The organism is Sphingomonas sp. 1185 (assembly GCF_040544655.1).
GTDB lineage: Bacteria > Pseudomonadota > Alphaproteobacteria > Sphingomonadales > Sphingomonadaceae > Sphingomonas.
The window spans coordinates 58,433-71,020 of record NZ_JBEPKL010000008.1; the positions used below are offsets into that span (position 1 = coordinate 58,433).

Genomic DNA, 12,588 nt, shown 5'->3' on the forward strand with positions numbered 1-12,588 from the left:
GGTCTTCGGCTGGCGCGGGGTATCGTGAGACGCCGCATGGACGCCGCACCCTCGACAGCCCCCATCGCGCCCGCCCCCGTCACGCAGCGGGTGGTGATCGTCGGCGGCGGCACCGCCGGATGGATGGCGGCGGCGGCGCTGGCGCGGTTCCTGCCCGCCGCCTCCCGCATCACCCTGATCGAGTCCGAGGCGATCGGCACGGTCGGGGTCGGTGAGGCGACCATTCCCGGCATCCGCCTGTTCAACCAGATGCTGGGCCTGGACGAAGCCGAGTTCCTTCGCGCCACCCAAGGCAGCTTCAAGCTGGGCATCCGGTTCGAGGGCTGGTCGGGTGCGGACAGCGGCTATCTCCATGCGTTCGGCAGCATCGGGCGCGCGCTGGGGCTGGTGCCCTTCCACCATTACTGGCTGCGTGGCGGCGGCGGGGCCAATCCGGCCTCGCTCTGGGGGCATATGGCCAGTGCCCAAGCCGCGATGGCGGGCCGCTTCGCCCCCGATCCCGGCCGCCCCGACCTGCCGAGCGGCCTGGCCTGGGCCTATCATTTCGACGCCAGCCTCTATGCCGCGCTGCTCCGCCGTCATGCCGAGGCGGCGGGGGTAGTGCGGATCGAGGGCAGGATCGCCTCGGTCGCGCGCGATACCGGCGGGCGGATCGATCATGTCGTGCTGGAGGACGGCCGGCGCGAGGCGGGCGACCTGTTCATCGACTGCACCGGCTTTCGCGCGCTGCTGATCGGCGAGACGCTGGCCGAGCCCTTTGATGACTGGTCCGAACTGCTCCCCTGCAATCGCGCGCTGGCGGTGGCGGGCGAGCGGACCAGCCCCCTGCCCCCTTATACCCGCGCCATCGCGCACGGCGCGGGCTGGCGCTGGCGCATTCCGCTTCAGCATCGGACCGGCAACGGGCTGGTCTATGACAGTCGCCATCTCTCGGACGACGAGGCGGCCGACCGGCTGCTCTCTGCGCTCCATGGCGAGGCGGTGGGGGAGCCGCGCCTGCTGGCCTTCACCACCGGACGGCGGCAGCGCGCCTGGGTGGGCAATTGCGTCGCGCTCGGCCTGGCGGCGGGGTTTATGGAGCCGCTGGAATCGACCAGCATCCACCTGATCCAATCGGGCATCGCCCGGCTGCTGGAGTTCTGGCCGGGGCCGACGCTCCAGCCGGTCGAGCTCGACGCCTATAATCGCCTGACCGAAGTCGAATGGCGGGGCATCCGCGACTTCCTGATCCTCCATTACCACGCCAATGCGCGGCCCGAGCCCTTCTGGGCCGAGCGGCGCGCGGTGCCCTTGCCCGACGGCCTTGCCGCCCGCATCGCCCTGTTCCGCGCCAGCGGCCGCGTGCTGCGCGACGGCGAGGAGCTGTTTGCCGAACCCGCCTGGATCCAGGTCCTGATCGGTCAGGGCATCCTGCCCTCCGGCCATCATGCGCTGGCGGATATGCTGTCGGCGGACGAGCTGGACGATCTCCTCACCCTCACCCGGCGTCATGCGGCGCAGGTCGCCGCCCGGCTGCCGACGCACGACGCCTTCCTCACCGCGCATTGCGCCGCGCCCGTTCCAAAGGTCTGCCCATGAAGACGCTGCTGCTCGCCTTGCTCGCCACCGCCACGCCGCTGGCCGCGCAGGATTATCGCCAGCGCCTGCCCCAGGACGAGGTGATCTATTTCGTCCTGCCCGACCGGTTCGAGAATGGCGACACCGCCAATGATCGCGGCGGGCTGAAGGGTGGGCCGCTGACCACCGGCTTCGATCCCACGCACAAGGGCTTCTATCATGGCGGCGACCTGAAGGGGCTGACCAAGCGGCTCGATTATATCCAGGGCTTGGGCGCGACCGCGATCTGGCTGGGGCCGATCTTCAAGAACAAGCCGGTTCAGGGCGCCAAGGGCCAGGAGAGCGCAGGCTATCACGGATACTGGATCACCGACTTCACCACCGTCGACCCGCATCTGGGGACCGAGGCGGACCTGCGCACCTTCATCGCGGCGGCGCATGGTCGGGGGATGAAGGTCTATATGGATATCATCGTCAACCATACGGCGGACGTGATCCAGTATCGCGAATGCGCCGAAGGCTCGCCCTGCCCCTATCGCGACCGTGCGACCTATCCCTATCAGCGGCGCGGCGGATTGACGGGAGGGGCGATCAATCCGGGTTTCCAGGGTGACGATGTGCAGACGGCGGCGAACTTCGCCAAGCTGACCGATCCCAACTACGCCTACACCCCTTATGTCCCGGCGGGTGAGGCAAAGGCCAAGACTCCCGCCTGGCTCAACGACCCGATCTATTACCACAATCGCGGCAATACGAGCTTTGAGGATGAGAGCTCGACCACCGGCGATTTTTCGGGGCTGGACGATCTCTATACCGAGAATCCGCGTGTCATTGCGGGTATGATCGACATCTATGGCGGCTGGATCGACCGCTTCGGCATCGATGGTTTCCGCATCGACACCGCCAAACATGTGAACCCCGAATTTTGGCGCAGTTTCGTGCCCGCCATGGTGGAGCGCGCCAAGGCCAAGGGCATCCCGAACTTCCATATCTTCGGCGAGGTCACGGCGGGGATGGAGCCGGGCACGCTCGCGCGCTGGACCAAGATCGCCGACTATCCGGCGGTCCTCGACTTCGCCTTCATGAACGCGGTCATCCAGACGGTCGCGGAGAACAAGCCGACCCGCATATTGTCCAATCTGTTCGAGGGCGATGTGCTCTATGCCAAGGGCGAGGCGACGGCGGACATATTGCCGACCTTCCTCGGCAATCACGATCATGGCCGCTTCGCGCGCGACGTTCGGGTCGCAAACCCCAATGCCTCGGAGGAGGAGATCCAGAAGCGCGTCGAACTGGGCCATGCGATGCTGCTGACCCTGCGCGGGGTGCCGACCATCTATTCGGGCGACGAACAGGGTTTCGCGGGCGACGGCAACGACCAGGATGCGCGCGAGGACATGTTCGCCAGCAAGGTCGCCAGCTATAACGACAACCGGCTGGTCGGCACGATGAAGACGACCGCGACCGACAGCTTCGTCCCCTCCCACCCGCTCTATCGGGAGATCGCGACGCTCGCCCGGCTGCGCGTCGCCAACCCCGCCCTCACGCGCGGGCGGCAGGTGATCCGCGCGCGCGGCGATGCGCCGGGGCTGTTCGCGGTCTCGCGCTTCGACCCCGATACGGGGCGCGAATTTGTGATCGCCTTCAACACCTCGGCCAAGCCCATCGCCCAGGCCGTGCAGGTCGAAACGGCATCGCAACGTTTCACTGCCATGGCTGGCCCCTGCGCCCCCAAGGCCGCCGCGCCCGGCAGCCTGATGTTCGACTTGCCCGCCTTCGGCTATGCCGTCTGCGCGGCGGAGACCCGTTGATGACCGAGACTGCCCGCATCGCTCCGCGTCCCTGGTGGAAGGGCGCGGTGATCTATCAGATTTACCCCCGTAGCTTTGCCGACAGCAATGGCGACGGCATTGGCGACCTGCCCGGCATCACCGCCCGGCTGGACCATGTCGCCAGCCTGGGCGTCGATGCGATCTGGCTGTCGCCCTTCTTCACCTCGCCGATGAAGGATTTCGGCTATGACGTGGCGGATTATCGCAACGTCGATCCGATCTTCGGGACGCTCAAGGATTTCGACGCGCTGGTCGCCCGCGCGCACGAACTGGGGCTGAAGGTCGTCATCGACCAGGTGTACAGCCACACCTCGGACGAGCATCCCTGGTTCACCGAAAGCCGGTCCAGCCGCACCAATCCCCGCGCCGACTGGTATGTCTGGGCCGATCCCAAGCCCGACGGCTCGCCGCCGTCCAACTGGCAGTCGGTATTCGGCGGCCCCGCCTGGACCTGGGACGCGCGGCGCGGGCAATATTATCTGCACAATTTCCTGAAGGAGCAGCCGCAGCTCCACGTCCACCATCCGGACGTGCAGGCCGAATTGCTGGCGACCGCGCGTTTCTGGCTGGATCGGGGCGTGGACGGTTTCCGCCTCGATGCGATCAACTTCATGATGCATGAGCCGACCCTGCGGGATAACCCGCCCGCGCCCGACACGGGCAAGACGCGGACCCGGCCGTTCGATTTTCAGGTCAAGCTCTACAACCAGAGCCATGCCGATATCGTGCCCTTCCTGGAGCGGATCCGCACCACGCTGGACGGCTATGGCGACCGCTTTACCGTGGCCGAGGTCGGCGGCGACGAGGCCGATCGCGAGATGAAGCTGTTCACTGCCGGGGATCACCGGCTGAACACCGCCTATGGCTTCGACTTCCTCTATGCCGACCGGCTGACCCCACGCATCGTCGCCGAGGCGGTCGCGAAATGGCCGGCCGAGCCGGGGGTGGGCTGGCCGAGCTGGGCGTTCGAGAACCATGACGCGCCGCGCGCCGTGTCGCGCTGGACCACGCCGGAGCATCGCGACGCGTTCGCACGGATGAAGATGCTGTTGCTGCTGTCCCTGCGCGGCAACGCCTTTGTCTATCAGGGCGAGGAGCTGGGGCTGACCCAGGTGGATGTCCCCTTCGAGCGGCTGGTCGACCCGGAAGCCATCGCCAACTGGCCGCTGACCCTGTCGCGCGATGGCGTGCGCACGCCGATGCCGTGGAGCAGCAATGCGGCAAATGGCGGCTTCTCGGATGCCGAGCCATGGCTGCCGGTCGGGCCGGATCACGCCGCGCTGGCGGTCAACCGACAGGATGGCGATCCGGACTCGCTGCTGAACCTCACCCGCCGCCTCGTTCGCTTGCGCGCCGATACGCCTGCGCTGGCGGTCGGCGACCTGACGCTGTTGCACGCCGACGACCAGCTGCTCGCCTTCCAGCGGCGCGAGGGCGACCAGCGCCTGCTCTGTCTGTTCAATCTGGGCGATACGCCTGTCCAGCTTCCCGCCGCCCTGCCACGGGGCGGGCGGGTGCTGGTCCAGATCAATAACGCCACCGATGAACGCCTGGGCGCGTTCGGGGCGGCGATCCGGGAGATGACTGCATGAAGACGACTATCGCCATCGGGCTGGGCCTTATGGCCTCTGTCGCCCAGGCCCAGAACGGCCCCGCCGATCCGGCGGTCAACGAGACGTTCAAATTCGCCAAACCCGCCGGACAGCCCGACGCGATCGAAACCTCGCCCGACGGCCGGATCACCGTGCAGGTCTCGACCGACAATGACGGCCGCGCGGTCTATATGATCGCCAGGGGCGGCAAGACGATCGTCGCGCCCTCGCGCCTGGGCATGATGTTCACCGACGCGCCCAAGATCGAGCGCGGCATGAAGATCGAGTCGGTCGCCCACGCAAAGTCCGACACCAGCTGGACCCAGCCCTGGGGCGAATGGCGCACCATCCACGACAATCACCGCGAGATGCGCGTCCGCCTGATGGAATCGAGTGCGCTGCATCGCCGCTATGACGTGGTGTTCCGGGTGCAGGACGACGGTGTCGGCTTCCGCTACGAATTTCCCGAGCAACAGGCTTTGCCCAAGGCGAACATCGCCGAGGAACTGACCGAGTTCAACATCGCGCAGGGCGGCACCGCCTGGTGGAAGCCTGCTTTCCTGTGGAACCGCGAGGAATATCTCTACAACCGCACGGCCATCGGCGCGGTCGGCACGGCGGCGACGCCGATCACCATGAAGCTGGACGACGGTACCCATATCGCCATCCATGAGGCGGCGCTGGTCGACTATGCCAGCATGGGCGTCATGAAGACCGAGGGGAACGGCTTCAAGGCGGTCCTGACCCCCGGCTCGGGCGCGCCCAAGGTGGTGAAGACGGGCGCGTGGACGACGCCGTGGCGGACCTTCCTGATCGCACCCGATGCGGGCGGCCTCTATATGAGCCACCTGATGCTCAACCTGAACGAGCCCAACAGGCTGGGCGACGTATCCTGGGTGAAGCCGGGCAAGTTCGTCGGCGTCTGGTGGAAGATGATCAAGGGCGAATGGAGCTGGGCACGCGGGCCCCGCCACGGCGCGACGACTGCTAATGTGAAGACCTATATCGACTTCGCATCCAAATACGGCATCCCCGGCGTGCTGGTCGAGGGGTGGAATATCGGCTGGGACGGCGACTGGGCGGGCAATGGCTCGGCGATGCAGTTCGCGACCCCGGCGGAGGATTTCGACGCGGACGCGCTGGCGAAATATGCGAAATCCAAGGGCGTCTCGCTGATCGGCCATCACGAGACCGGCGGCGCGGTCAGCCATTATGAGAGCCAGTTCGACCCCGCCTTCAAATTCGCCGCCGATCATGGCGAGCATGTCGTCAAGACCGGCTATGTCGCCGATGCCGGGCAGATCGAGCGCATGAACCCGGACGGCTCGGTCAGCCGCGAATGGCATGAGGGCCAGTGGATGGTGAACCACCATCTCCGCGTGCTTCAGGCCGCCGCCAAGTATAAGGTGTCGATCGACAGCCACGAACCGGTCAAGGACACGGGTCTGCGCCGCACCTATCCCAACTGGCTGGCGCGCGAGGGCTCGCGGGGCATGGAATATAACGCCTGGCCCGGCAAGAACCCGCCCGAGCATGAGGCGAACCTGGCCTTCACCCGGATGCTGGAAGGGCCGATGGACTTCACGCCCGGCGTGCTGAGCCTGACGGGCAGCGACAACAGCCCGATCCAGTCGACCATCGCCAAGCAGCTGGCGCTCTATGTCGTGCTCTACTCGCCGGTGCAGATGGCGGCCGACACGCCGGAGAATTATGCGAAATACCCGGAAGCCTTCCGCTTCATCGCGGATGTGCCGGTGGACTGGGAGGATAGCCGCGTGCTGAACGGCGAGGTCGGCGATTACGTCACCTTCGCACGGCGCGACCGGAAGAGCCGCGACTGGTATATCGGGTCGATCACCGACGAGAATTCGCGGGAGCTGACCGTGACGCTCGACTTCCTCGATCCGGGCAAGTCCTATGAGGCACAGGTCTATAAGGACGGCCCCGGCGCGACCTATGCGACCGAGGCGCGGCACGCGATCGCATTCGAGACGAAGCGGGTGAAGAAGGGCGACACGCTGACGCTCTCCCTCGCCCCCGGCGGCGGCCAGGCGATCCGGTTGAAGGCGCTGTAAGCCCAATCCTCCCCAAGCTCGCTTGGGGAGGGGGACCATCGCGTCAGCGATGGTGGAGGGGCGGACGGACCGGCCATGCCCCTCCACCACGCCCTTCGGGCGCGGTCCCCCTCCCCATCTGACGATGGGGAGGATTAGGTCGTTACTTCGTCGGGAAACCCCGCTGCTTGAGCAGCGCGTTTACATCCGGGTCGCGGCCCCGGAACGCGCGATAGGCCTCCGCACGATCCGTCTCGTTCCCCGTCGACAACAGCACTCGCGCGAAGCGGTCCGCCGTAGCCTTGTCCCACGGACTCCCCGCTTCCTCGAACGCCGCGAAGGTGTCGGCGTCCATCGTCTCCGACCAGAGATAGCTGTAATAGCCCGCCGAATAGCTGTCCGACGAGAACAGGTGATTGAACTGCGGCAGGCGGTGCCGCATCACCAGCTCCCGGGGCATCCCGATCTCGCGCAGCGTCGTCGCCTCGAACGCCGCCGGGTCGACCACGCCGTCGGGCACGGTGTGCAGCTTCATGTCGACGATCGCCGAGGACAGATATTCGGTCGTCGCAAAGCCCTGGTTGAAGGTCTCCGACGCCTTGATCTTGTCGAGCAGCGCCTGCGGCATGGGCTGGCCGGTCTTGTAGTGGCGGGCATATTTATCCAGCACGTCGCGGGTCAGCAGCCAATGCTCGTTCACCTGGCTGGGATATTCCACAAAGTCGCGCGGCGTGCCCGCCAGCCCCGGATAGGTGACGTTCTGCAACATCGCGTGGATCGCGTGGCCGAATTCGTGGAACAGCGTCTCGGCATCGTCCAGGCTGATGAGGACCGGCTCGCCGGGCGCGCCCTTGGCGAAGTTGTTGTTGTTGGACGACAGGACATTCTGCACCGGCGGCAGGTTGCGCTGGCCGCGATAGGTGTTGGCCCAGGCGCCCGAACGCTTGCCGGTCCGCGCGAAATCGTCGCGGTAGAACAGGCCGACCTCCTTGCCGTTCCGCGTGACGTGCCAGACGCGCATGTTCGGCTCGAAGACGGGCACCGTGCCGGTGATCTCCTTGAACTCCAGCCCATAGAGCCGGTTCGCGGCGTAGAGCGAACCCTGGATGATGTTGTTCAGCTCGAAATAGGGCTTCAGCTCGGCCTGATCGAGATCGTAGCGGCTCTTGCGGACCTTTTCCTGATAGAAGCGATAGTCCCAGGGCTCGATCGTGATCTTGGCGCCTTCCTTATCGGCGATGGCCTGCATGTCGCGGACTTCCTCGGCGACGCGCGCCTTGGCGGCGGGCCAGACGCGCATCATCAGGTCCATCGCGGCGGCCGGGGTCTTGGCCATGGTGTCCTGCATCCGCCAGTCGGCATGCGTCTTGAAGCCCAGCAGGTGCGCCCGGTTCGCGCGGAGGCGGACGATACGCGCGATCGTCGCCTTGGTATCGTTGATGTCGCCATTGTCGCCGCGCTTGGTGAAGGCGCGCCACACCTGCTCGCGAAGCGCCCGGTCGGTGGCGAAGGTCAGCACCGGATCGACCGCCGAGCGGGTGTTGACGATCGCCCAGCCCTGCTGCCCGCGCTCGGCTGCCGCCGCTTTGGCGACCGCCTTCACGCTGTCGGGCAGGCCCGCAAGGCGCGCCTCGTCGGTGACGATGATCGCGGTGCCTTCGTCCGCCAGCAGCCGCTGCGAGAACTCGCTGAAATTGATCGCCAGATTCTGGTTAAAGGCGGACAGTTCGGCCTTTTGCGCCGGGGTCAGCTTGGCCCCCTGGCGCACGAAGCTGTCATAGGTACGCGTGACCAGCCGCTTCTGCTGCGCGTCGAGGCCGCTCGTGTCGCGTGTCCGGTAGATCGCCTCGATCCGCGCGAACAGCTTGGGGTTGAAGGTGATCTCGTCCGACGCCTTGGACAGTTTGGGCGACCATTCGCGGTCCAGCGCCTGATAGGCCGGATTGTTCATGTTGCCAGTCATCACCCCGAACAGCGTCATCACGCGGTTCAGCGTCTGTCCGGCATTCTGCATCGGCACGAAGGTGTTGGCGAAGCTCGGCTTGGCGGGATCGTTGGCGATCCGGTCATACTCCTGCCTGCGCTCGGCCAGCGCCGCCTCGAACGCAGCGGGGAACAGCTCGGGCTTCACCTTGTCCCAGGGCGGCACGCCGCCATAGGGGCCGGTCCAGGGGAAAAGCAGCGGATTGGTGGCGGGCGCCTGCGCCGCCTGCGGGGGAGCAGCCATGGCGGTTTGGCTCAACAGCGTGGACAGGACGAGGGCAATGGACAAATGACGCAATGGGAACTCCCGGACATGACACGGAAGTCATCACCATAAGCGCCTGAACAAAGGGGTAAAGTCCCGATCCCTCCGCGCGGGATCACCCTTGCCGCCGATTCTGCTCCTCCGCCACTCCGGCAGCGGCGATCAATGCCTCGCCCGTCCGGCGCGCGGCTCCGGCCGTCATCGTGACCGCGACGCCATCGGGGCCGTCGAGCATGACCAGCCCCTCCTCCGCGGTCGCCCGTCCGGCATCGGATCGGATACCGGGATGACCGGGGGACGCGCTCATATGTCCTTGCCCATCATGTTCGGGCCGCCGCCATAGAGATAGCCCGGGTCGAAATCGGCCAGCGCCGCCAGCGCGTCGATGTCGAGCATCCGCACCTCCCCGCTGCGAAAGGTCATCAGCCCGCGCTCGCGCAGCGACCGCAGCACGCGGTTCAGATGCACCGGGGTAACCCCCGCCGCCTCGGCCAGATCGATCTGCGTCACCGGAAAGCGGAACGTCCCGTCGCGCACCAGATCGACCATGGCGAGCCGCGCATGAAGTTCGCAGAACAGATGCGCGACGCGCCCGTCCGCCTCCAATCGGCCCAGCCGGAACACCCATTCGCGGTGCATCGCCGCGTCGAGCAGCGTCGAGAACCACAAGAGCCGCGTCAGGCGTGGTCGATGCAAGACGATCTCGTCCAGCCGGTCATGGCCCGCCAGCGCCACCTTGGCGCGGGTCAGCGTCGCCACCTCATGGTCGAGATAGCGCATCGCGAAGCCATGGAGATCGACGAAATCGCCCGGCACGTGAAAGGCGACGATCTGTCGGTTGCCGTGCCGGTCGTCCATATACCGGCACATCACCCCTTCGAGCAGCAGGCTGCTGTGCCGGACCCGCTCGTCCCGGCGGATGACGATCCGGCGCGCGGGCAGGTCGACCACCTCGTCGATCGTGGACTCCAGCGCGGCGACGTCGTCCGCCGTCATGACGTCGCGCCCGCGCTTCTTCAGGAACAGGCCGGTCAGGGGAGGACGGTCGGCCGTGGCCTTGTCCAGATGCAGGGCATCGATCGCAGTTGCCGCCATGCCGTGATCCCTCGCTCCAACCGTTCGCAGGGGAAATCCTTCGCGATGCGAAACGGTTCCCCTGCGCGACGATGGCGCGCGATCAGTGGCGGGGCGAGCGTCCGGTGCCCTTGACCGGATCGGCGGAGGCCAGCGCCTGGTCGGGATGCTTGCGGTTGCTGCGCACCGAGGCCCAGAAGGACAGGCCGATGACGGTCGCGCCGATCAGGCCGGTGATCGTCTCCGGGATATGGAAACGCACCGACAACAGCATGATCGCCGCCAGCGCCAGGATCGCATAGAAGGCGCCATGCTCCAGATAGCGATACTGGGTCAGCGTGCCGTGATCGACCAGCATGATCGTCATCGACCGGACGAACATCGCCCCAATCCCCAGGCCCAGCGCGATGATGAACAGATTGTTCGACAGGGCGAAAGCGCCGATCACCCCGTCGAACGAGAAGCTGGCGTCCAGCACCTCCAGATACAGGAAGGCGGCAAAGCCCGACTTGGCCGCCGCGCCCGTCGCCGCATCGCCATCGCCCTCCAGCAGCACGCCGACCGCATGGACCGCGATATAGGTCAGCAGGCCGAAGATCCCGGCGGTCAGGAAGGTCATCGCCTCCTGGGCCGGAATGAACCGGCCGATGCCATAGAGCGCGAGCAGCACGATCCCCATCGCCAGCCCCGAAATGTCGCGCAGCGCCGCCAGCGGCCGTTCGATCGCGGGGAGCCAATGGTCCTCCTTCTCGTCATCGAGGAAGAAGTTCAGCCCGACCATCGCCAGGAAGCTGCCGCCGAACCCCGAAATCCCGACATGGGCCGAGGTGATGATCTGTTCGTAGCGGACCGGATCACCCGCGGCGAGCTTCACCGCCTCGATCGGCCCCATATGCGCGGCGATCGCGACGATGGCGAGCGGGAAGACGATCCGCATCCCGAACACCGCGATCAGGATACCCCAGGTCAGGAAACGCCGCCGCCATTTGTCGTCCATGTCGCGCAGCACGGTGGCATTGACCACCGCATTGTCGAACGACAGCGACACCTCCAGCACGCCGAGCACCAGCACGATCCACAATATGCCCAGCGTCCCCGCCAGCGTGCCCGTGCTCTCAAAGCCCAGCCATGCCGCGATCGCCAGACAGATCGCGGTGAAGAGGAACGATCCCTTATAATATTTCAGCAGCACCTATTCCCCCTGTACGCGGCCGATCGACAAGCTCCGCAGCCCGGTAAAGCCCGGCTCCATGCTTTTGTTCAATCAGGCACCGGCTCTATCGCCGCCGGGCCCAGTCGGGACAAGCGGCTTTGCACGCGAAGATACGCGGGAGGGGAGCCAGGCGCGGGTCAGATGCGCGCGTCGTTGCCGATCAGCTGATTGGTGATGCGGTCGGCGGTCGCACGCAGATGATTCAGCGCGGCGGCCTCGTCGACGGGCGCGTCGGTGATGCGGATGAACGGAACCGCCAGGACCGCCATGGCCTGATCGCCGCGCATGATCGGGGCCGCCAGTTCGACCATGCCGACCAGATCGGGACTGTCGACCCGGGTGAAACCCTGTTCGCGCACCGCATCCGCCTGCGCCACCAACCGGGCGCGCGCCTCTTCCGACAGCGGCGGGTCGAACAGCCCCTCCCATTCGCGTCGGGTCTGTTCGGGCTGCATGGCATAGAGAAGGACGCCCGACGGGGTGTCGTAGAGCGGCCGACGATAGCCAACGCGGACCGAGAAGCCGACCGCCGTGCACGCCTCCATCCGCGCGATGACCGAGGAAGCCGCGCCCGACGGGACGGAGAGATAGCAGGACTGGCCGATCGTGTCGGCCAGCAGCCGCATTTCGGGAAGCGACTGTTCCATCAGGCTGCGCACCGGCGGACGCTTCAACCCCAGATGGAACAGCCGCGAGGTCATGACATAGCCGTCCGGCCCCTGCGACACATAACCGCGATGCTCCAGCACCTGGATCATCCGGAACAGCTCGCCCGTCGACCGGCCCAGCCGGTTGACGATCCCGCTCATGGTCAGCGGATGTTCCTCGGCCGCCAGCAGCTCCAGAATGTCGAGCCCCTTTTCGAGCGCGGGGGCGCGGTAGAGCCGCTTATCGTCCAAGCTGCCCTCTGTTAACGTAACCAAGCACACTCTCCACCGCAACCCGACCGAAAGATCCGACAGATTCGCCATGACATCAGAGTGTTCGCATCTACATCCTTTGGTCAGGCCGCAGCAAT

The 12,588-nt window shown here is 66.3% G+C and carries 9 protein-coding genes; 4 read left to right on the plus strand and 5 right to left on the minus strand.

Going from position 1 to position 12,588, the window contains the following annotated elements:
• Window positions 1-36 precede the first annotated feature (36 nt).
• From ABIC44_RS08205 to ABIC44_RS08220, 4 genes are read left to right on the plus strand one after another with little or no spacing between them, the layout of a single operon-like run.
• Window positions 37-1,578 carry a tryptophan halogenase family protein gene (locus ABIC44_RS08205; RefSeq protein ID WP_354294764.1) on the plus strand — a complete coding sequence of 514 codons (1,542 nt, stop codon included), beginning with the start codon at window positions 37-39 and terminating at the stop codon, window positions 1,576-1,578.
• Window positions 1,575-3,368, plus strand: a complete 1,794-nt coding sequence (locus tag ABIC44_RS08210) for an alpha-amylase family glycosyl hydrolase (protein ID WP_354294765.1) — start codon at window positions 1,575-1,577, stop codon at window positions 3,366-3,368. Before ABIC44_RS08205 ends, ABIC44_RS08210 begins: the two co-directional genes overlap by 4 nt.
• The gene (locus ABIC44_RS08215; protein WP_354294767.1) at window positions 3,368-4,981 is read left to right on the plus strand and encodes an alpha-glucosidase; all 1,614 of its coding nucleotides are present in this window, start codon (window positions 3,368-3,370) and stop codon (window positions 4,979-4,981) included. The genes ABIC44_RS08210 and ABIC44_RS08215 overlap by 1 nt, the downstream gene beginning before the upstream one ends.
• On the plus strand, window positions 4,978-7,056 hold the full coding sequence (locus ABIC44_RS08220; protein ID WP_309696399.1) for a glycoside hydrolase family 97 protein: 2,079 nt from the start codon (window positions 4,978-4,980) through the stop codon (window positions 7,054-7,056). Before ABIC44_RS08215 ends, ABIC44_RS08220 begins: the two co-directional genes overlap by 4 nt.
• Window positions 7,057-7,198: 142 nt before the next feature.
• Here the strand turns inward: ABIC44_RS08220 and ABIC44_RS08225 are convergent, their stop codons facing one another.
• The 5 genes from ABIC44_RS08225 to ABIC44_RS08245 form a co-directional block, all read right to left on the minus strand.
• Window positions 7,199-9,262 (minus strand): M3 family metallopeptidase, encoded by a 2,064-nt coding sequence (locus ABIC44_RS08225; protein WP_354294769.1) that lies wholly within the window; start codon window positions 9,260-9,262, stop codon window positions 7,199-7,201.
• Between the two features lie 136 nt (window positions 9,263-9,398).
• Complete coding sequence (locus ABIC44_RS08230) at window positions 9,399-9,590, minus strand: hypothetical protein (RefSeq protein ID WP_354294770.1); 192 nt, start codon at window positions 9,588-9,590, stop codon at window positions 9,399-9,401.
• Window positions 9,587-10,378, minus strand: a complete 792-nt coding sequence (locus ABIC44_RS08235) for a Crp/Fnr family transcriptional regulator (protein ID WP_502959833.1) — start codon at window positions 10,376-10,378, stop codon at window positions 9,587-9,589. The genes ABIC44_RS08230 and ABIC44_RS08235 overlap by 4 nt, the downstream gene beginning before the upstream one ends.
• 82 nt (window positions 10,379-10,460) lie before the next feature.
• A complete protein-coding gene (locus ABIC44_RS08240; RefSeq protein WP_354294848.1) occupies window positions 10,461-11,546 on the minus strand; it encodes a DUF475 domain-containing protein in 1,086 nt (361 codons plus the stop codon).
• Window positions 11,547-11,707: 161 nt separating this feature from the next.
• On the minus strand, window positions 11,708-12,469 hold the full coding sequence (locus ABIC44_RS08245; RefSeq protein WP_309701798.1) for an IclR family transcriptional regulator: 762 nt from the start codon (window positions 12,467-12,469) through the stop codon (window positions 11,708-11,710).
• Window positions 12,470-12,588 lie beyond the last annotated feature (119 nt).